Raw genomic sequence first — 19,528 nt, 5'->3', positions numbered from 1 at the left:
AGCGCCGAGGAACGTGACACAGCTCGCCGCCGTCGACACGGCGCGGGCGGCGCGGGTGCTGAGCGAGACGCGCTCCGCGACGCTCGCCGGACAGCGCGCACGGGTGGCGCCGCGCCCGGTGATCGGGCAGTCCTGGGAGCGGTTGCTGCGCCGCGGCCTCGACCCCGACCAGGACGCCCGTGCCCGTCTGCTGTCCCGCGAGGAGGTGGCGCGGCGGCGGGAGGCGTCCCCGCTGCGGCATGTGCTGCCGGTGCTGCGCGAGGGGTTGCTGCCGGCCGCGGACGCCGCCCGCCACATCATGGTGGTCGCCGACGGGGACGGCCGGGTGCTGTGGCGCGAGGGCAGCCCGTCGGTGCTGCGCAAGGCCGACCGGCTCGGTTTCGAACCCGGCGCCGACTGGCGGGAGGACGTCGTCGGCACCAACGGGGTGGGCACCGCGGCGGTGCTGCGCCGGCCCGTACAGGTCTTCGCCTCGGAGCACTTCTTACGTACGCACACCTCCTGGACCTGTGCGGGCGCCCCCGTCACCGACCCCCGGGACGGCCGGCTGCTCGGTGTGGTGGACGTCAGCGGGCCGCTGGAGACCATGCACCCGGCCACGGCGGCCTGGGTCGGCTCGGTGGCCAAACTGGCCGAGGCGCGGCTGCGGGAGCTGCATCAGGCCTCGCTGGAGCGGCTGCGGGCGGTGGGGGCGCCGGTGCTGGCCCGGCTGGGCGGCCGGGCTGCGGTGGTGGACGGGGACGGCTGGACGGCGGCGGTGGCCCGGATGCCGTACACCGCGCGGATCGCGTTGCCCAAGACCCTCTCGCCGGGCCGCCGGTGGCTGCCGGCGATCGGCCTGTGCTCCCTGGAGCCGCTGGCGGACGGCTGGTTGGTACGGGCCGGTGAGGAACCGGCCCCGCGGAACGGCACCCGGATCGTGCTGGACCTGGCCCGGCCGCGCCGATGGTCGGTGACGGTCTTCGGTGGCGCGGACTCCTGGAGTCACGAACTGAGCCCCAGGCACGCCGAGTTGCTCTATCTGCTCGCCGGGCACCGCGCCGGGCGCAGCGCGGCGGAACTGGCCGGGGACCTCTACGGCGACCCGGCCCGCACCGTGACCGTCCGGGCGGAGATGTCCCGGATACGGCGGTACCTGGGCGCGCTCCTGGAACACCGGCCCTACCGCTTCCGCGAGGACACCGAGGTCGAGGTGGTGCTCCCGGACGACCCGGCCGGCCTGCTGCCGCACTCGACGGCACCGGCGGTACGGCTCGGACTGACGTCACCGCACGGCCCCTGAGGGGTACGGGCGAGGCGGCCCGAGCGGTCCCGCGAGGGCGACCCGACACGCCCCGACACGCCGACCCGAGCGGTCCCGCCAAGGCAACCCGACACGCCCCGACACGCCGACCCGAGCGCCCCCGCCAGGGTGACCCGAGTGGTCCCGGAGGTGGCCGGAGTGGTCCCAGGGTGGCATCTTCCGTGCAATTGCCGGGTCTTCGTCCTCCCGTGGCCCTGACTGCCGTAGCATCGCCTGCGGGTCGCCCCGCCTGCCCCTCGGTCAACGCTCGAACGGACCGGAGCAGTTGGGCCCGCCTCAAGGAGGCCCAGGGGCGCCCGCAGGTGAACCGAGCCCTGAAAAGGGGGGCTGCATGAAGCAGCGCGGCAGACACCGCAGGCGCAGACGGGGCAGGGCGCTGCGCGCGGTCCTGGCCGGAACCGGTCTCGCCCTGACCGCGGCGGCCACCCTGATCAGCACCTCGCAGGCCACGGTCGCCGACAACCCCGGCGCTCTGAAGCCGCTCACCTCGTCCGCCGAGCTCAGCCGGCTGCGGCTGACCGAACAGCCGGTGCCGCAGCGGTCCCTGGACCGGCTCGCCGCGTCGATGGGCCGGCCGGTCGGCGTCGCCACGGTGCTGGCCGGAGCCGACCGCACGCTGCGCACCGCGGACCAGTGCAGCGCCGAGGAGAAGGAGGCGCTGCCGGTCGAACCGGCGGCCACGCGCGCGTACTGCTGGGACACCGCCGATGCCGCCACCCGCCGGTGGCGGCCGGAGTCGGTGACCACCTCCGGGGACGCCGACAGCGACGGCCGGTGGGGCGCCCACCGGGTGATCCTGTCCGGCTGGTCGCACGACGCCGGCGCCGGCCGCGGTCTGGCCCGGGTGGCGTTCGTCAACGCCGACGACCCGGACCGCCTCACCTACACCTGGGCGCTGCTCGTCGTCCCGGTCGACGGCGGACGCGACTACCGGGGGCTGGTCTCGCGGGTGTCGGGGATGGTCTGGTACCGGGACAAGCTGCTGGTCACCACCTCCGGCGCCGAGCGCGACGCGCTGTACGTCTACGACCTGCACCGCATCCAGCGCGCCACGGTCGGCAGCGAGGCGGTCGGTCGCGTACCCGGCGGCTGGTCCGCGAACGGCTACCAGTGGGTGCTGCCCGCGGTCGCCTCCTACCGCCCGGCCGACGGCAACTGCGTCGAGGCGTCCGGTCCGGACCGCTCCGGCCTGCCCTGCCCGGACGGCCTCTCCCTGGACCGCAGCTCCACGCCGGAGAGCCTGGTCGCGGGCCAGGCGGCGCCCGCGGACGGCGACGGCCGCACGGTTCTGTGGCGCTACCCCTTCAGCCGGGACCCCGCCCGCTCCGGTCTGCTGGCCACCGACTCCTCCGGGACGGCGACCGCGGACGAGGCGTACGAGTCGAAGGCGGACGAGGTCCGGGGCGTGCTGTCCCGCCGGAGGGACCCGTCCGGACCCCCCGACTGGTACCTGGGCCGCCCCGCGGGCGAGGGCACCCACGGCATGCTGTGGCGGCAGGACCGGCGGGGCGCGAAGGCGGTCGAGTGCGGCGCCGAGGGCACCCACCGCTGCTGGGGCGACGGCACCGGTTCCCTGTCCTACTGGGAGGAGACCGGCGACGTCTGGTCCCTGTCGGGCCGCATGCTGTTCGCGCTGCCGCTGTCCTCGGTCGACCGGGAGCTGCGATAGGGCGCCCCGAACAGGGTCCGGGTGAGACCGGACACCCTCGATCGACAGCAGTCCGGCGCGGATGATTCCCTGACCGGCATGACGAGTATCGCCGTGACCACCTGGTCCCTGGAGCAGACCTCCCCCGACGATCTCCTGCCGGCCTCCGCGCCCGAGGGGGACGTACGGGTCGTCCGGTCCGAGGTGCCCTCCCCCGAGTTCAGCCGGTTCCTGTACGCCTCGGTCGGCGCCGACATCCGCTGGACGGACCGGCTGGGCTGGACGTACGCGCAGTGGCAGGAGTACCTGGAGCGTCCGGGTGTCGAGACGTGGGTGGCGTACGAACGGGGCACGCCGGCGGGTTACGTCGAACTGGAGGCCCAGGACGAGGGCGTCGTGGAGGTCGTCTACTTCGGGCTGCTCCAGGCCTTCCGCGGCCGTCGCATCGGCGGGCACCTGCTGGCGTGCGGCACCGCCCGCGCCTGGGACCTGGCCGACCGCTGGCCGGGGCGGCCGCCGACGAAGCGGGTGTGGCTGCACACGTGCAGCAAGGACGGCGAGCACGCGATGGACAACTACCGGCGCCGTGGCTTCAAGCTCTTCGACACCAAGGTCGAGGAGGAGCCGGACGTTCCGACTCCGGGCCCCTGGCCGGGGGCGTACCCGGCCTGAGCCACGCGGGCGCCGGCCCCCGCTGCCCCTGCGACGGACGACACCCTTGTCTCGGATTCCGGGACAAGGGTGTCCGCATTACGGGCGACGCTGGACGGTGTCCAGATCGTCGTGCCACGCTTCCGCCATGCCTGGAACTGGAACCGCCTTGGTGAGCCGACGACACGTCGACCACGGCCGCACGTCCAGCGCCATCTGTCCGGCCTGCTGACCTCCCCCGCGGTGGCTTGACGCCACGGACCCCAGCACCACCGGTTTTCCTCGCTCTTCCCCGTTTTTCCCTGCCTTTCCTGGCTTTCCCTGCCTTTCTGCCTGCGCAACGACGCGCATGTGCGCCTGCCCGCCCATGCGCCTGTCCCCGTGCAGGCCAGAGCCGCATTCCTCGCTGCCCCGAAGGACGTATCGACCATGGCTGCCTCCTCGCAGAAATCCGTCGCGCCCCGCCGCAAGGTGAGTCGTCACCGCGGCGAGGGGCAGTGGGCCGTGGGGCATCTGACCCCGCTCAACGGCAACGAACAGCTCAAGAAGGACGACGACGGTCTCAATGTGCGGACACGTATTGAGACGATCTACTCCAAGCGCGGCTTCGACTCCATCGACCCCACCGATCTGCGGGGACGTTTCCGCTGGTGGGGCCTCTACACCCAGCGCAAGCCGGGGATCGACGGCGGCCGCACCGGCCTGCTGGAGCCCGAGGAGCTCGAGGACCAGTACTTCATGATGCGCGTCCGCATCACGGGCGGCCGTCTCACCACCGAGCAGCTGCGGGTGATCGGCGAGGTCTCCGAGACGTACGCCCGCGGCACCGCGGACATCACCGACCGGCAGAACATCCAGTACCACTGGGTGCGCATCGAGGACGTGCCCGCCATCTGGGAGCGCCTGGAGGCGGTCGGGCTGTCCACCACCGAGGCGTGCGGCGACTGCCCGCGCGGCATGCTCGGCTCCCCGGTCGCCGGGGTCGCCGAGGACGAGATCATCGACGGCACCGCCGCGCTGGACGAGATCGTCCGCCGCTCCATCGGCGACCCGCGCTTCTCCAACCTGCCGCGCAAGTACAAGACGGCGGTCTCCGGCTCCCCGCTGCTGGACGTCGCCCACGAGATCAACGACATCTCCTTCGTCGGCGTCGTCCACCCCGAGCACGGCCCCGGCTTCGACCTGTGGGTCGGCGGCGGGCTGTCCACCAACCCCAAGTTCGGTGTGCGGCTGGGTGCTTGGGTGCCCGAGGCGGACGTACCGGACGTGTGGGAGGCCGTCACCTCCGTCTTCCGCGACTACGGCTACCGGCGGCTGCGCAACCGGGCCCGGCTGAAGTTCCTGGTCGCCGACTGGGGCGCGGAGAAGTTCCGCCAGGTGGTGGAGGACGAGTACCTGGGCCGCAAGCTGATCGACGGCCCGGCGCCCGAGATGCCCGCGCAGGCGTGGCGCGACCACATCGGCGTGCACCGCCAGAAGGACGGCCGCTTCTACGTCGGTTTCGCCCCGCGCGTGGGCCGGATGGACGGCTCGCTGCTCACCAAGGTCGCCGAACTGGCCGAGGCGCACGGCTCGGGGCGGGTGTCCACCACCGTCGAGCAGAAGATGATCATTCTCGATGTGCCGCAGGACCGGGTCGACTCGCTGGTCGACGGGCTGGAGGCGCTGGACCTCAGGGTCACTCCCTCCCCCTTCCGGCGGGGCACGATGGCCTGCACGGGCATCGAGTTCTGCAAGCTCGCCATCGTGGAGACCAAGGAGCGCGGCAGCGAGCTCATCGACGAACTCGAGCGCCGGCTGCCCGAGTTCGACCAGCCGCTCACCATCAACATCAACGGCTGCCCGAACGCCTGCGCCCGTATCCAGACCGCGGACATCGGTCTCAAGGGCCAGCTGGTCAGCGACGCCGAGGGCAACCAGGTCGGCGGCTACCAGGTGCACCTGGGCGGCGCACTCGGCCTGGACCCGTCCTTCGGCCGCAAGGTCCGCGGTCTGAAGGTGACCTCCGCGGAGCTGCCCGACTACATCGAGCGCGTCCTCAAGCGCTTCCAGGAGGAGCGCGAGGACGGCGAGCGGTTCGCCGCCTGGGCCGCCCGTGCCTCCGAGGAGGCCCTGTCGTGAGCGGGCGGGCGGCACCCTTCTACTGCCCGTACTGCGGCGAGGAGGACCTGCGTCCGGGCGAGCAGGGCCACGGGGCCTGGGAGTGCGCGGCGTGCAACCGGGGCTTCCAGCTGAAGTTCCTCGGGCTGCTGGCCCGGGGCATTCGGCAAGCCGACCACAAGGGGGACGAACAGACGTGACGGACACTCAGGAAGCCCATACAGCGAGCGAGTCGAAGGAGCTGGCCGAGCGGGCCGGCCGTGACCTGGAGGACGCCTCCGCGCTGGAGATCCTGCGGTGGGCGGCCGGCACCTTCGGCAGGCGGTTCTGCGTGACCTCCTCCATGGAGGACGCGGTCGTCGCCCACCTCGCCTCCCGCGCGATGCCCGGTGTGGACGTGGTGTTCCTCGACACCGGCTACCACTTCCCGGAGACCATCGGCACCCGCGACGCGGTCGAGGCCGTGATGGACGTCAACCTCATCACCCTCACCCCGAGGCAGACGGTCGCCGAACAGGACGCCCAGTACGGCCCCAGGCTGCACGACCGCGACCCCGACCTGTGCTGCGGACTGCGCAAGGTGCAGCCTCTGGAGGAGGGCCTCAAGGGCTACCGGGCGTGGGCGACCGGACTGCGCCGCGACGAGTCCCCGACCCGGGCGAACACCCCGGTGGTCGGCTGGGACGACAGGCGGCAGAAGGTCAAGGTCTCCCCCATCGCCCGCTGGACCCAGGACGACGTGGACGCCTACGTCGCCGAACACGGCGTCCTCACCAACCCGTTGCTGATGGACGGCTACGGTTCGGTCGGCTGCGCGCCCTGCACACGGCGCCTCCTGGAGGGCGAGGACGCGCGCGCCGGCCGCTGGGCGGGCAGCGCCAAGACCGAGTGCGGGCTGCACGGGTGACGAACCATCGGATTCATTGAACTCATCGGACTCATCGGACTCAGGAGAATCACGTGACGACCGGAGCCACCGTCTGGCTCACAGGGCTGCCGAGCGCCGGCAAGACCACCATCGCGCACGAGCTGGCCGGGCGGCTGCGCGCGGAGGGCCACCGCGTCGAGCTGCTCGACGGCGACGAGATCCGCGAGTTCCTCTCCGCGGGCCTCGGCTTCAGCCGCGAGGACCGGCACACCAACGTGCAGCGCATCGGCTTCGTCGCCGAACTGCTCGCCCGAAACGGCGTGTTGGCGCTGGTGCCGGTGATCGCGCCGTACGCGGACAGCCGGGACGCGGTGCGCAAGCGGCACCAGGAGAACGGCACCGCGTACGTCGAGGTGCACGTGGCCACCCCGGTCGAGGTGTGCTCGGTGCGCGATGTGAAGGGCCTGTACGCCCGGCAGGCCGCCGGCGAGCTGACCGGCCTGACCGGCGTCGACGACCCGTACGAGGAGCCCGTCTCGCCGGACCTGCGCGTCGAGTCGCAGCACCAGACCGTCCAGGAGTCCGCGGCGTCCGTGTACGCCCTGCTCAGCGAAAGGGGACTGGCATGACGACCGTCGCCGAGGTCCAGGGGGGCGACGAGGGCACACAGAGCCCGTACGCCCTCTCCCACCTGGACGCCCTGGAGTCCGAGGCGGTGCACATCTTCCGCGAGGTGGCGGGCGAGTTCGAGAACCCGGTGCTGCTGTTCTCCGGCGGCAAGGACTCCATCCTGATGCTGCACCTGGCGCTGAAGGCGTTCACCCCCGCCGCCGTCCCCTTCTCGCTGCTGCACGTGGACACCGGGCACAACTTCCCCGAGGTCCTCGCCTACCGGGACCGCACGGTCGCCCGGCACCACCTGCGCCTGCACGTCGCCTCCGTGCAGGACTACATCGACCGCGGTGTCCTCAAGGAGCGCCCGGACGGCACCCGCAACCCGCTGCAGACCCTGCCGCTGACCGAGAAGATCCAGAGCGAGCGGTTCGACGCGGTCTTCGGCGGCGGGCGCCGCGACGAGGAGAAGGCGCGCGCCAAGGAGCGGGTGTTCTCGCTGCGCGACGAGTTCTCCCAGTGGGACCCGCGCCGCCAGCGGCCCGAGCTGTGGAACCTCTACAACGGCCGCCACGCGCCCGGCGAGCACGTCCGGGTGTTCCCGCTGTCCAACTGGACCGAGCTGGACGTCTGGCAGTACATCGCCCGCGAGGGCATCGAACTGCCCGGGATCTACTACGCCCACGAGCGCGAGGTCTTCTCGCGGAGCGGCATGTGGCTGACCGCCGGCGACTGGGGCGGCCCCAAGGACGGCGAGCGGGTGGAGAAGCGGCTGGTGCGCTACCGCACGGTCGGCGACATGTCCTGCACCGGCGCCGTCGACTCCGACGCCGACACCATCGAGAAGGTGATCGCCGAGATCGCCGCGTCGCGTCTGACCGAGCGCGGCGCCACCCGGGCCGACGACAAGCTGTCCGAGGCCGCGATGGAAGACCGCAAGCGCGAGGGGTACTTCTAAGCATGAGCACGACCACGACCGAGGAGCTCTCGGCCACCACCCTGCTGCGGTTCGCCACCGCCGGCTCCGTCGACGACGGCAAGTCCACCCTCGTCGGCCGGCTGCTGCACGACTCCAAGTCGGTCCTGGCCGACCAACTGGAGGCCGTCGAGCGTGTCTCGGCCGGCCGCGGCCAGGACGCCCCGGACCTCGCACTGCTGACGGACGGGCTGCGGGCCGAGCGCGAGCAGGGCATCACCATCGACGTGGCCTACCGCTACTTCGCCACCCCGCGCCGCCGGTTCATCCTCGCGGACACACCGGGCCATGTGCAGTACACACGGAACATGGTCACCGGTGCCTCCACCGCCGAGCTGACGGTGATCCTGGTCGACGCCCGCAACGGCGTGGTGGAGCAGACCCGCCGGCACGCGGCCATCGCCGCCCTGCTCCGCGTCCCGCACGTGGTGCTGGCCGTGAACAAGATGGACCTGGTCGGCTACCAGGAGTCCGTGTTCGCGAGGATCGCCGAGGAGTTCACGGCGTACGCGACCGAGCTGGGCGTCCCGCAGGTCACCGCCGTCCCGATCTCGGCGCTCGCCGGCGACAACGTGGTCGAGCCGTCCGCGACCATGGACTGGTACGGCGGCCCGACCGTCCTGGAGCACCTGGAGACGGTCCCGGTCAGCCACGACCTGGCGCACTGCCACGCCCGGCTGCCCGTGCAGTACGTGATCCGGCCGCAGACCGCCGAGCACCCCGACTACCGCGGCTACGCGGGCCAGATCGCCGCCGGCACCTTCCGGGTCGGCGACGAGGTCACGGTGCTGCCGTCGGGCCGTACGACCCGGATCGCCGGCATCGACCTGCTGGGCGAGCCGGTCGACGCGGCGTGGACGACGCAGTCGGTCACCGTCCTGCTCCAGGACGACATCGACGTCTCGCGCGGCGACCTGATCGTGCCCAGCAAGGACGCGCCCGCCACCACCCAGGACGTGGAGGCGACCGTCTGCCACGTCGCCGACCAGCCGCTGACCGTGGGCCACCGGGTGCTGCTCAAGCACGGCACCCGCACGGTCAAGGCGATCGTCAAGGACATCCCGTCCCGGCTCACCCTCGACGACCTGTCCCTGCACCCGCACCCGGGCCGGCTCGCCGCCAACGACATCGGCCGGGTGAAGCTCCGTACCGCCGAGCCGCTGCCGGTCGACTCCTACGCCGACTCGCGGCGCACCGGTTCGTTCATCCTGATCGACCCGTCCGACGGCACCACGCTCACCGCGGGCATGGTCGGCGAGTCGTTCGCCACGCCGGAGCCGGTCAAGGACGCGGCTGACGACGGTTGGGACTTCTGACGATGAACTCCCCCGATTTCTACTCGACGTTCGCCAAGGAGGGCGGCCGGGTCGGCAGCGGCGCCCTGGGGAGCGGGCAGGGCGGAGTGGGGCGATGTGCGCGGTGACGTACGCGCACTGCCCGCGCGCCCTCGCCCCACCGCCCGCGTAGAAGACCTGCCGACCTCCCGGCCACGACCTGAGAGACCGTGACCGCCGGGCCGACGAGAGGAAAAGCCTCCCGTGCCTGCCGACTCCCCACCCCTGCTCCGCCGCGTCCTCGCCGTGGCCGTTGCTCTCCCGCTGCTCACACTCGCCGCCTGCGGCTACGGCTCCCAGGCCCAGGACGACAGCTCCCACCAGAAGGTCGTCGCCGGGGCCAGGAAGGTCGACGGCCTGGACTCCGTCAGGATCGGCTACTTCGGCAACCTGACGCACGCGACCGCGCTGGTGGGCGTGGAGAAGGGCTTCTTCCAGAAGGCGCTGGGCGCCACGCGGGCCAGGTACCAGGTCTTCAACGCCGGCCCGTCCGAGATCGAGGCACTGAACTCGGGCTCGATCGACATCGGCTGGATCGGCCCGTCCCCGGCGATCAACGGCTACACCAAATCCAGCGGCAAGAGCCTGCGGATCATCGGCGGTTCGGTCTCCGGCGGGGTCAAGCTCGTGGTGAACCCGGAGAAGATCAAGTCCCTCGAGGACGTCAGGGGCAAGAGGATCGCCACCCCGCAGCTGGGCAACACCCAGGACGTGGCGTTCCTCAACTGGATCGCGGAGCAGGGCTGGAAGGTCGACGCGCTCAGCGGCAGGGGCGACGTCTCCGTGGTCCGCACCGACAACAAGATCACCCCGGACGCCTACAAGTCCGGTTCCATCGACGGTGCCTGGGTGCCGGAGCCGACCGCGTCCAAGCTGGTCGCCGAGGGCGCCGAGGTGCTGCTGGACGAGTCGTCGCTGTGGCCGGACGAGAAGTTCGTGATCACGAACATCATCGTGTCGCAGAAGTTCCTCAAGGAGCACCCGAAGGCCGTGGAGGCGGTGCTGAGGGCCTCCGTCGAGACCAACAAGTGGATCAACGCCCACCCGGACGAGGCGAAGGCCGCGGCGAACGAGCGGCTGCGGACCGACTCCGGCAAGGCGCTGCCCGCGAACGTCCTGGACCCGGCGTGGAAGTCCCTCCGGATCACCGACGACCCGCTGGCGTCCACCTTGGCCACCCAGGCGCGGCACGCGGTCAGGGCGGGTCTGCTGCAGTCGCCGAGGCCGGCCGGCATCTACGACCTCACCCTGCTGAACAAGGTCCTCCAGGCCGAGGGCGAGCCCACCGTCAGCGACGCCGGTCTCGGCGTCGAGCAGAGCCCGTAGCCGAAGAGTTCCCAGGAGGTGACGACCATGGCCACGACCCTCGCCACGGCCGCCGAGTCCGTAGTGCACGCGGCGCGCCTTGAGAACGTCTCGAAGTCCTTCACGGCTCCGGGCGGGCAGCAGCTCGTCCTGGACGGCATCAGCCTCGATGTCGCCCCGGGCGAGTTCGTGACCCTCCTGGGGGCCTCGGGCTGCGGCAAGTCCACCCTGCTGAACCTGGTGGCGGGCCTCGACCGGCCCACCGCCGGGTCCATCACGACGGACGGCCGCCCCGCCCTGATGTTCCAGGAGCACGCCCTGTTCCCCTGGCTGACCGCGGGCAAGAACATCGAACTCGCCCTGAAACTCAGGGGGATGCCGAAGCCGCAGCGGCGCGGCAGGGCCGAGGAGCTGCTCGAACTGGTCCGGCTGAAGGGCGCGTACGGCAAGCGGGTGCACGAGCTGTCCGGCGGTATGCGCCAGCGTGTGGCGATGGCCCGCGCGCTCGCCCAGGAGAGCAACCTGCTGCTGATGGACGAGCCGTTCGCGGCCCTGGACGCCATCACCCGGGACGTGCTGCACGACGAGCTGACCAGGATCTGGCAGGAAACCGGCGTGTCGGTCCTGTTCGTGACGCACAACGTGCGCGAGGCGGTGCGGCTCGCCCAGCGCGTGGTGCTGCTGTCCTCCCGACCGGGCCGGGTGGCCCGCGAGTGGACGGTGGACATCGATCAGCCGCGCCGTATCGAGGACGCGCCCGTCGCGGAGCTGTCCCTGGAGATCACCGAAGTACTGCGTGGGGAGATCCGCCGCCATGGCCGGCACTGACACGAAGACGGCGCAGGGCGCCGAACTGGCCGGTGTGGAGGCCGGACTCGACGCGCTGGAGGCCACCGAGACCGGGCGTACGCCCTTGCGGCAGACCTTCGTCAACAAGATCCTGCCGCCGATCGTGGCGATCGCGGTGGTCCTGGTGGTCTGGCAGGCGCTGATCTCCCTCAAGGTGGTCGACGACCCGAGCAAGCTGCCCTCGCCGGCCGACGTGGGCCGCGAGTTCAAGGACGCCTGGCTGCAGGGCACGCTGCTCGACTTCGTCTGGACGTCCGTCTCGCGCGGTCTGCTGGGCTTCCTGTTCGCGCTGGCGATCGGCACCCCGCTGGGGCTGCTGGTGGCCCGGGTGAAGTTCGTGCGGGCGGCCATCGGCCCGGTCCTGTCCGGTCTGCAGTCGCTGCCCTCGGTGGCGTGGGTACCGCCGGCGGTGATCTGGCTGGGCCTGAACAACTCGATGATGTACGCGGTGATCCTGCTCGGCGCGGTCCCGTCCATCGCCAACGGCCTGGTGTCCGGCATCGACCAGGTGCCGCCGCTGTTCCTGCGGGCGGGCCGCACGATGGGCGCGACGGGGGTCCGGGGCGCCTGGCACATCGTGCTGCCGGCCGCGCTGCCGGGCTATCTGGCCGGTCTGAAGCAGGGCTGGGCGTTCTCCTGGCGTTCGCTGATGGCGGCGGAGATCATCGCCTCCTCGCCGGATCTGGGCATCGGGCTGGGCGCCTTGCTGGAGAACGGCCGCAACGCGAGCTCCATGTCGATGGTGTTCGAGGCCATCATCCTGATCCTGTTCGTCGGCATCGCCATCGACCTGCTGATCTTCAGTCCGCTGGAGCGGTGGGTGCTGCGCAGCCGCGGTCTTCTGGTGAAGAGCTGAACGCCCGTGCACCAGCAGCCCGTTCTCCTCGTCGTCGCCCACGGCAGCCGCGATCCGCGGCATGCCGCGACCGTGCACGCCCTGATCCGCCGAGTCCGGGCGATGCGCCCCGGGCTGCGGGTGGAGACCGGCTTCCTGGACTTCAACGTCCCCTCCGTGCAGGGGGTGCTGGAGTCACTGGCGGGCCGGGGGGTGCGGAACGTGGTCGCTCTGCCGCTCCTCCTGACCCGCGCCTTCCACGCCAAGTCGGACATCCCGTCCGTGCTGCGTGAGGCACCGTCGCGGCTGCGGATCCGGCAGGCCGACGTCCTCGGCCCCTCGCCGCTGCTGACGCGGACCCTGGAGCGCCGGCTGTACGAGGCGGGGCTGTCCCCCGCCGACAAGTCCTCGACCGGGGTGGTACTGGCCTCGGCGGGGTCCTCCGACCCGGAGGCGATCGCAGTGATCGCAGAAATCGCGCGGGAGTGGCGGCACACCGGTTGGTGCGCCGTGCGGCCTGCGTTCGCCTCCGCATCCCTTCCGCGCACCGGGGACGCGGTGCGCGAACTGCGGTCGCTGGGCTGCGCGAAGGTCGCGGTCGCGCCGTACGTCCTGGCCCCGGGGTTCCTGCCGGACCGTATCGCGCGGGGCGCCGCCGAGGCACGGGCCGACGTCCTGGCCGATGTCCTCGGCCCCGCGCCGGAGGTGGCGCGGCTGCTGCTGGAGCGGTACGACGCCGCCCGGCTGCCGCTGCGGGCGGCCCTGGGCGCCTGACAGCACGCCCACGGCCCGGCACTCCCCCGTGGTGCCGGACCGCGGACGGACCCGACCACCGCCCGCCGGAAACCCGGTGTGCGATGGTCGCCGTTCCGTACAGCGCCGAGCACGGCCCGAGTGTCACTGCGGCACCACGGGACGGATCAGATCTCGCCATCCGCGCCCGGGAGGAACCCCCGCACCCCCTGTACCCTCCACCGGATGATCGAAGAGACGTTCGCGCTCGGCGGTGACCTGCCCGTACGGCGCCTCGGCTACGGCACCGCCCAGCTCACCGGCCCCGGCTACTGGGGTCCGCGCGGTGACGTGCGGGACGCGGTGGCCGTGCTGCGGCGGGCGGTCGAGCGCGGGGTGACCCTGATCGACACCGCGGACAACTACGGCCCGTCCATCGCCGAGGAACTGGTGGCCGAGGCCCTGCACCCGTACCCCGAGGGGCTGGTGATCGCCACCAAGGGCGGGGTGGTCCGCACCAGCGACAGCGCCTGGCACATCGACGGGCGGCCCGAGAGCCTGCGGGAGATGTGCGAGGCGAGCCTGCGCCGACTACGGCTGGAAACGATCGATCTGTACCAGCTGCACCGGCTGGATCCGGCCGTTCCGATGGCCGAACAGCTGGGCGCGCTGGAGGAGTTGCGGGCGGAGGGCAAGATCCGGTACGTCGGCCTGGACACCGTGTCCGCCGAACAGCTCTCCGCCGCCCTGGAGTTGACGGAGATCGTCTCCGTCCAGAACCGCTACAACCTCCTGGACCGCGAGTCCGAGCCGCTGCTGGATCTGTGCGAGGAGCGCGGGATCGCGTTCCTGCCGTGGTTCCCGCTGGGCAACGGCGAGTTGACCAAACATCCGGAGTGCGCGCGGATCGCCGCCGCGCACGGGGCCACGCCGGGGCAGGTCGCCCTGGCGTGGCTGCTGCACCGCTCCCCCGTGCTCTGCCCGACCCCGGGCACGGGCAGGCTCGTCCACCTGGAGGAGAACCTGGACGCGGCCGGTGTACGGCTGACCGCCACTGAACTGTCCCTGCTGGCCTCCCTCAGATGATCGCGCCCGCCCCGGTCAGGCGTCCTGGGCGGTCAACTCGACGAGTTTGAGCACCGTGTTCCAGTTCCGGCTGGTCGCGATCACGTCCTTGTTCAGCCGGGGCCCGGACAGGCGCTCGGCGAGCCTGGAGCGGCCCAGTCCGTCCGGTGCGTACAGGTAAAGGGCGCGGTCGCCGAGGCGGAACTCCTCGGGCAGGTGGGCGGCCCGGTCGATCCCCGCGAAGCGCGCCGCGTCGACGGGGGCCGAGTAGTAGGTGACGTGCAGCTGTCTGCCCTCCAGCTCGGCGGCCGGGAACGGGCAGGCCTCGGCGACCGCCCGCAGATAGGCGTGGTCCCGCACGATCACGTCCACCGGGAACCCGAACCGCTTCCCGACGGCGCCCGCGAGCTCGGCGGCCAGCGACTCCTCGTCGCCGCGCCCGGAGGCGAAGACGGCCTGCCCGCTCTGCAGATACGTACGGACACCGGTATGACCGAGACCCTCCACCAGGGTGCGCAGCTCGGCCATCGGGACCTTCTTGCCGCCGCCCACGTTGATTCCGCGCAGCAGCGCCGCATACGTCGTCATCCGCCCACCATAAAGCGGCCGTCGTGCCCCGTGGGGGTGAGCACGACAGCCGCCGACTGTGGGGTGGAGATATTCGAAACGATGGCGGATCGCGGCGTGCGGATCAACTCATACACGCGGCTGTGACTTGTTCAACAATGTTTCCCCCTCACGGTGCCGAGCCCTTCCGGCCGTGTCCGGTGGGCAGCTCGGCCTCGATGAGGTCGGCCGCCTGTCGTGTGCCGCCTTCCTGCGCCATCGCGGCCTGGACCCCCTTCAGCCGCCGGGCCACCTCGGGGTCGTCGACCAGGGCGAGGGCGGCGGCGCGCAGGGTCTCGGCGGTCGCCTCCTCCGTGGGGAGGTGGCGGGCGACGCCGAGGCCCTGGAGCATGTCCGCGTTGCCGAACTGGTCGACGGCCTGCGGCACGGCGATCATCGGCGTGGCGGTGGCCAGGCCCTCCTGGCTGCCGCCGGCCCCGGCGTGCGTGACAAACAGGTCGGCCTTGCGAAGGACCGCCAACTGCGGCACCCAGGAGCGCACTTCGACGTTGACGGGTACGTCGCCGAGTTCGGCCGGGGTCACGTGCCGGCCGACCTGGAGCACCAGGTGCCAGCCCGGCAGTCCGGCGAAGGCCCGGACGCACTCCCGGTAGAAGGCGAGCTGCTTGGTGAAGGCCGATCCGAGCGAGACGAGCACCACCTTCTCCGCCCCGGCGGGCCGCTGCCAGTCGCCCTGGGCCGAGCGGTCGCCCTGGCAGGCGCCGACGAAGGTGTGGACCTTCTCGTCGACCCGGTCGGCGTGCGGCTGCAGCGCCCGCGGGATCAGGACGAGCGAGCGGGCGGGGCGGCCGGCGAAGGGGTCCGGGTGCTGGGTGATCCCGTTCTCCCTCAGCCAGGCCTCGAAGCGGGCGTAGTAGGCCCTGCCCCGTTCGGTCTGCCGGGGCTCCGCCCACATCGGTTCGGCGACCTCCTCCTCGTAGCCCTCCCAGGCGACGAGGTTCGGCGAGAGGGAGATCGCCGGCACGCCCCAGCGGTGGGCCAGGACGCGGGCCGGGTAGGAGGCGATGTCGTGCAGGACCAGGTCGGGCTCGTCGCCCGCGTAGGCCTCGATCAGCTGGGGCAGGGCCTGGATCGCGTCGTTCAGGAACGGCTCGACGTTGTCGAGCAGCGTGGTCCCCCAGGCGGACGGGTCGTCGTCGGGCGAGGGCAGCGTGGAGCGCCAGGGTTTCACCTCGGCGCCGGTCTCGGCGACCTTGTCCGCGAACACCGGCGGGATGGCGTACGTGACCCGGTGCCCGCGTGCGACGAGTTCCCGGATCACCTCCAGGCTGGGGTTCACGTGGCCGTGGGCGGCGATGGAGAACATGGCGATGTGGGCACCGGTCGTCATGCCGCCCACCATGAACGAGACGGCGCGTCGCGTTCAAACGCTTTACGGCGCCGGGGCGCGGAACGTCGCCCTCGCCTCCGTCCCTCCGGTCGGCGGCTCCGACTCGGACAAGGCCGGCCAGAGCCTTCAGAAGCTGCGCGACGAGGTACGGCCCGCCACGCTGGGCAGGGTCGACGGGGCGCAGGCACCGATCACCGGTCAGGTCGCCGGCTCGCACGGCTTCAACGACCGGCTCGTCGGCTCCGTCGTCCCGGTCCTCGCCTTCGTGGCGGTCCTCGCCTTCCTGTCGGTCCTGTTGTCGGTGGGCGCTCCCTACGGCATCCTCGTCGCCGCGATCGTCGTCCGCGGCGTCCTGCCGCCCGACCGGGCGGTCGCGGGCAGCCCGAGCATGGACCTGCTCCACCTGGACGCACGTTCGAGGTGCCCGGCGAGATGATCGGCGAGTCCGCGCAGAAGGGCTACGGTGAGTACCGCGGACACCTGCGGTTCATGGGCCGCATCGCCGACCAGTTCGGCTTCGGCCACCACGCCCAGCGCCGCCTGAACCAGAAGCTGAAGGACGCCCTGGACCCCCACGGCATCCTGTCGCCGGGGAAGCAGGGGATCCGGCCGTCGGCCGGCGGGTTCCGGGCCGTCGAAGCCCGGGTCCGACACCACCGGCGAACATCGAGAGCAGGGAGTTTTTGATGACCGCAGTACTGGAGACAACCGATCGGCTTCTCGACCCGGCGGCTTTCGCCGGTCGGATTCACCTCGACGGCGAGTGGGTCGAGGGGGCGGGCGGGACGGCCGACTCGATCGAACCGGCCACCGGAGACGTGCTCGCGACCGTCGGCCTCGCCGACGCCTCCGACGTCGCCCGCGCCGCACAGAGCGCCGAGCGCGCGCAGAAGGAGTGGGCGGCCCTGCCTCACCCGCAACGCGCCGCCGTGCTGCGCCGGGCCGGCCAACTGTGGGAGCAGCACGCCGAGGAGATCGTCGGCTGGAACGTGCGTGAGGTGGGTTCGATACCGCCGTTCGCCGATTTCGCCGTGCGGGTGACCGCGTCGGAGTGCTACGAGGCCGCGGCCCTCCCGTCGCACCCGCTGGGGCAGATGCTGTCCAGTCAGGAGCCGCGCCTGTCGTTCGCCCAGCGTGTTCCCGCCGGCGTCGTCGGCGTGATATCGCCGTTCAACGTGCCGCTCATCCTCGGCATCCGTGCCGTCGCGCCCGCTCTCGCGCTCGGCAACGCCGTGCTGCTGAAGCCCGACCCGCGCACGACCGTCACGGGCGGCGTCACGATGGTGCGGATCTTCGAGGAAGCGGGCCTGCCGAAGGGGCTGCTGCAACTCCTGCCGGGCGGCGCGGACGTCGGCACGGCGATCGTCGAGGACCCGCGGGTCCGTGTCGTCGCCTTCACCGGATCCACCCGCGCGGGCCGCGCGGTCGGCGAACTGGCCGGGCGCCACCTCAAGCGCGCGCACCTCGAACTGGGTGGAAACTCGGCGTTCGTCGTGCGCCACGACGCCGACGTCGACCAGGCCGTCAACCTCGCCACCTGGGGCAACTACCTCAACCAGGGCCAGATCTGCATGTCGATCGGCCGCCACATCGTGCACGAGTCGCTCTACGACGACTACGTCGCCAGGCTCGCCGCGAAGGCCGAGTCGATGGTCGTCGGCAACCCCGCGGCCGGCCAGGTGCACATGGGGCCCGTGATCGACGAGGTCCAGCGCGACCGCATCCACGCGTGGGTGCGGGAAGCGGTGGAGCAAGGCGCCACCCTCGCGGCCGGCGGCACCTACGACCACCTCTTCTACCGCCCGACCGTGGTCGCCGCTCCGCCCAAGGACGCCATGGTCTACCGCGAGGAGGTCTTCGGCCCGGTCGTGTCGGTCGTCCCGTACACGACCGACGACGAAGCCGTCGCCCTCGCCGCCGACACCGGCTACGGCCTCTCGCTCGGCATCGTGACCGCCGACGCGCTCGCGGGGCTGGAACTCGCACAGCGCATCCCGACCGGCATCGTGCACATCAACGACCAGACCGTGAACGACGAGGCGAACGCCCCGTTCGGCGGGGTCGGGGCGTCGGGCACCGGATCGCGCCACGGTGGCGCCGAGGCCAACATCGAGGCCTTCACCGAAACCCGCTGGATCACGCTCCGCGGCGAGCCCGCGCAGTACCCGCTCTGACAGGAACAGGTCCGCCGGCCGGCCCCGGCCCGACCGATGTGGGCGTGACATTCGACGACAACTCCCAGCAGAGGGTCCGTCGGCTCCTCCCCCCCCCCCGGAGCGGACGGACCCTCTGCTGCCGTCCGGGAGGCACGGCTGCGGGACCGTCAGGAGGTCAGGACCTCGTGCAGCACCAGCCAGCGCTCCGGCGGGACCTCCCCCACCAGAACGCCGGGATCGAGCCGGGCGGCACGGAACGCGGCCGACACCCGGCGCCCCGGGTGGGCCCGGCGCAGCGAGGCGTGCAGCGAACCGCCCACTCCGGTGAATCCCAGCTCGACCAGCCGCCGCCAGCTGTCGTACCGGGACGGAGCGAGCAGCGGGGTGTGCCGGCGCTCGATGCGGATCACCCCGGCGTCGACCCGCGGCACGGGCCGGAACCGGGTCCGGCCGACCCTTGCCACCAGACGCCACTCGAACCGCGGCCAGCTGCGTACGGTCAGCAGCGTCCACCGTCCGTAGTCGCCGGTGCGCTTGCGGGCGTACTCGAGCTGGGTGAGGAGCGTGGCGTCGGTGAGGGCGGGTGCGCGCAGGCACCAGTCGACGATCTCCGCGGTACGGGAGTAGGGCACGTTCCCGGCGACGGAGAACGGGGTGCGAGGGGGCCGCGCGCCGAGGAAGTCTCCGCCGACGATCCGCACGTGCGGATCGTCGGAGAAGCGGGTACGCAGCACGGGCACGAGCCGCGGATCGATCTCGTAGGCGCGCAGCTCACGGCAGCGCGGGGCGAGCGTCGCGGTCAACGCGCCCTTTCCGGCGCCGACTTCGAGCAGCAGGGGCTGGTGCCGTCCGTTCGGGACGGCGAGGTGGGCGAGGCGTTCGGCGGTGGCGCGGTCGGCGAGGAAGTTCTGCGAGAGCGCACGGGAAGTGTGCGTGGGGCGGGCCATGGCCTGCGGTCCTTGTCTTCCGTGGGAGTGGAGAAGGGCAGCCGAAGGCCCTGACCGGAAGACAGAAGAGAGGGGAGCGGGGGCGCGACGCGCCGCTCAGCGGGTGTGGCTGTTCCCCGGGCCGGTCAGGGCACCAGGGCCACGTCGCACCCGCACGGAGTACACGCAGCCCCGGCCGAGACCGGAGGTG

At 72.1% G+C, this 19,528-nt stretch carries 18 protein-coding genes and 2 pseudogenes; 17 read left to right on the top strand and 3 right to left on the bottom strand.

Features of this window, described 5'->3' with window-relative positions:
- Positions 1-13 precede the first annotated feature (13 nt).
- The 14 genes from DEP02_RS10625 (at position 14) to DEP02_RS10555 (ending at position 14,299) form a co-directional block, all read left to right on the top strand.
- Positions 14-1,282 (top strand): helix-turn-helix domain-containing protein, encoded by a 1,269-nt coding sequence (locus DEP02_RS10625; RefSeq protein ID WP_438947746.1) that lies wholly within the window; start codon positions 14-16, stop codon positions 1,280-1,282.
- 352 nt (positions 1,283-1,634) lie between these two features.
- Entirely contained in the window at positions 1,635-2,972 is a 1,338-nt protein-coding gene (locus tag DEP02_RS10620; protein ID WP_112467090.1) for a hypothetical protein, read from the top strand.
- Positions 2,973-3,050: 78 nt separating this feature from the next.
- A complete protein-coding gene (locus tag DEP02_RS10615; RefSeq protein ID WP_112467089.1) occupies positions 3,051-3,623 on the top strand; it encodes a GNAT family N-acetyltransferase in 573 nt (190 codons plus the stop codon).
- Positions 3,624-4,031: 408 nt separating this feature from the next.
- On the top strand, positions 4,032-5,723 hold the full coding sequence (locus tag DEP02_RS10610) for a nitrite/sulfite reductase (RefSeq protein ID WP_112467088.1): 1,692 nt from the start codon (positions 4,032-4,034) through the stop codon (positions 5,721-5,723).
- Positions 5,720-5,902 (top strand): hypothetical protein, encoded by a 183-nt coding sequence (locus DEP02_RS10605; protein ID WP_112467087.1) that lies wholly within the window; start codon positions 5,720-5,722, stop codon positions 5,900-5,902. The genes DEP02_RS10610 and DEP02_RS10605 overlap by 4 nt, the downstream gene beginning before the upstream one ends.
- A complete protein-coding gene (locus tag DEP02_RS10600; RefSeq protein ID WP_112467086.1) occupies positions 5,899-6,609 on the top strand; it encodes a phosphoadenylyl-sulfate reductase in 711 nt (236 codons plus the stop codon). The genes DEP02_RS10605 and DEP02_RS10600 overlap by 4 nt, the downstream gene beginning before the upstream one ends.
- A gap of 53 nt (positions 6,610-6,662) precedes the next feature.
- The gene (gene cysC, locus DEP02_RS10595; RefSeq protein WP_112467085.1) at positions 6,663-7,199 is read left to right on the top strand and encodes an adenylyl-sulfate kinase; all 537 of its coding nucleotides are present in this window, start codon (positions 6,663-6,665) and stop codon (positions 7,197-7,199) included.
- On the top strand, positions 7,196-8,140 hold the full coding sequence (gene cysD, locus DEP02_RS10590; RefSeq protein WP_112467084.1) for a sulfate adenylyltransferase subunit CysD: 945 nt from the start codon (positions 7,196-7,198) through the stop codon (positions 8,138-8,140). Before cysC ends, cysD begins: the two co-directional genes overlap by 4 nt.
- A gap of 2 nt (positions 8,141-8,142) precedes the next feature.
- A complete protein-coding gene (locus DEP02_RS10585; protein WP_112467083.1) occupies positions 8,143-9,474 on the top strand; it encodes a sulfate adenylyltransferase subunit 1 in 1,332 nt (443 codons plus the stop codon).
- A 222-nt stretch (positions 9,475-9,696) separates the two neighbouring features.
- A complete protein-coding gene (locus tag DEP02_RS10575; protein ID WP_112467082.1) occupies positions 9,697-10,818 on the top strand; it encodes an aliphatic sulfonate ABC transporter substrate-binding protein in 1,122 nt (373 codons plus the stop codon).
- 27 nt (positions 10,819-10,845) lie between these two features.
- Complete coding sequence (locus DEP02_RS10570; protein ID WP_112467081.1) at positions 10,846-11,625, top strand: ABC transporter ATP-binding protein; 780 nt, start codon at positions 10,846-10,848, stop codon at positions 11,623-11,625.
- The gene (locus tag DEP02_RS10565; protein ID WP_112467080.1) at positions 11,612-12,502 is read left to right on the top strand and encodes an ABC transporter permease; all 891 of its coding nucleotides are present in this window, start codon (positions 11,612-11,614) and stop codon (positions 12,500-12,502) included. The genes DEP02_RS10570 and DEP02_RS10565 overlap by 14 nt, the downstream gene beginning before the upstream one ends.
- A gap of 6 nt (positions 12,503-12,508) precedes the next feature.
- Positions 12,509-13,255: a sirohydrochlorin chelatase gene (locus DEP02_RS10560; protein WP_112467079.1), complete on the top strand. Its 747-nt coding sequence runs from the start codon at positions 12,509-12,511 to the stop codon at positions 13,253-13,255.
- 204 nt (positions 13,256-13,459) lie between these two features.
- A complete protein-coding gene (locus DEP02_RS10555) occupies positions 13,460-14,299 on the top strand; it encodes an aldo/keto reductase (RefSeq protein WP_112467078.1) in 840 nt (279 codons plus the stop codon).
- 15 nt (positions 14,300-14,314) lie between these two features.
- Here the strand turns inward: DEP02_RS10555 and DEP02_RS10550 are convergent, their stop codons facing one another.
- Positions 14,315-14,866: a DUF1697 domain-containing protein gene (locus tag DEP02_RS10550; protein ID WP_112467077.1), complete on the bottom strand. Its 552-nt coding sequence runs from the start codon at positions 14,864-14,866 to the stop codon at positions 14,315-14,317.
- Between the two features lie 148 nt (positions 14,867-15,014).
- A pseudogene (gene mgt, locus DEP02_RS10545) lies at positions 15,015-16,272 on the bottom strand (macrolide-inactivating glycosyltransferase).
- Between the two features lie 21 nt (positions 16,273-16,293).
- Here mgt and DEP02_RS10540 point away from each other — a divergent pair.
- The 3 genes and pseudogenes from DEP02_RS10540 to DEP02_RS10530 all read left to right on the top strand — a co-directional run.
- Positions 16,294-16,566 (top strand): annotated as a pseudogene (locus DEP02_RS10540) (hypothetical protein); the annotation flags it as partial.
- 101 nt (positions 16,567-16,667) lie between these two features.
- Positions 16,668-16,922 (top strand): hypothetical protein, encoded by a 255-nt coding sequence (locus tag DEP02_RS33355; RefSeq protein WP_157977411.1) that lies wholly within the window; start codon positions 16,668-16,670, stop codon positions 16,920-16,922.
- Positions 16,922-18,409 (top strand): benzaldehyde dehydrogenase, encoded by a 1,488-nt coding sequence (locus DEP02_RS10530; RefSeq protein WP_112467074.1) that lies wholly within the window; start codon positions 16,922-16,924, stop codon positions 18,407-18,409. Before DEP02_RS33355 ends, DEP02_RS10530 begins: the two co-directional genes overlap by 1 nt.
- Before the next feature lie 149 nt (positions 18,410-18,558).
- On the opposite strand, the gene erm is transcribed toward DEP02_RS10530, so the two are convergent.
- Entirely contained in the window at positions 18,559-19,338 is a 780-nt protein-coding gene (gene erm, locus DEP02_RS10525) for an ErmE/ErmH/ErmO/ErmR family 23S rRNA (adenine(2058)-N(6))-methyltransferase (RefSeq protein ID WP_112467073.1), read from the bottom strand.
- Positions 19,339-19,528 lie beyond the last annotated feature (190 nt).

Source organism: Streptomyces triticisoli (assembly GCF_003270085.1).
In the GTDB taxonomy this organism is placed as follows: Bacteria; Actinomycetota; Actinomycetes; order Streptomycetales; family Streptomycetaceae; genus Streptomyces; species Streptomyces triticisoli.
This window is presented reverse-complemented; position numbering and strand designations above follow the sequence as displayed.

Bases quoted from the DNA above. Each gene is read 5' to 3' on its own strand.
- DEP02_RS10620 (WP_112467090.1), top strand. From the start codon at position 1,635: ATGAAGCAGCGCGGCAGACACCGCAGGCGCAGACGGGGCAGGGCGCTG.
- DEP02_RS10615 (WP_112467089.1), top strand. From the start codon at position 3,051: ATGACGAGTATCGCCGTGACCACCTGGTCCCTGGAGCAGACCTCCCCC.
- DEP02_RS10610 (WP_112467088.1), top strand. From the start codon at position 4,032: ATGGCTGCCTCCTCGCAGAAATCCGTCGCGCCCCGCCGCAAGGTGAGT.
- cysD (WP_112467084.1), top strand. From the start codon at position 7,196: ATGACGACCGTCGCCGAGGTCCAGGGGGGCGACGAGGGCACACAGAGC.
- DEP02_RS10585 (WP_112467083.1), top strand. From the start codon at position 8,143: ATGAGCACGACCACGACCGAGGAGCTCTCGGCCACCACCCTGCTGCGG.
- DEP02_RS10570 (WP_112467081.1), top strand. From the start codon at position 10,846: ATGGCCACGACCCTCGCCACGGCCGCCGAGTCCGTAGTGCACGCGGCG.
- DEP02_RS10565 (WP_112467080.1), top strand. From the start codon at position 11,612: ATGGCCGGCACTGACACGAAGACGGCGCAGGGCGCCGAACTGGCCGGT.
- DEP02_RS10555 (WP_112467078.1), top strand. From the start codon at position 13,460: ATGATCGAAGAGACGTTCGCGCTCGGCGGTGACCTGCCCGTACGGCGC.
- DEP02_RS10550 (WP_112467077.1), bottom strand. From the start codon at position 14,866: ATGACGACGTATGCGGCGCTGCTGCGCGGAATCAACGTGGGCGGCGGC.
- DEP02_RS33355 (WP_157977411.1), top strand. From the start codon at position 16,668: ATGATCGGCGAGTCCGCGCAGAAGGGCTACGGTGAGTACCGCGGACAC.
- DEP02_RS10530 (WP_112467074.1), top strand. From the start codon at position 16,922: ATGACCGCAGTACTGGAGACAACCGATCGGCTTCTCGACCCGGCGGCT.
- erm (WP_112467073.1), bottom strand. From the start codon at position 19,338: ATGGCCCGCCCCACGCACACTTCCCGTGCGCTCTCGCAGAACTTCCTC.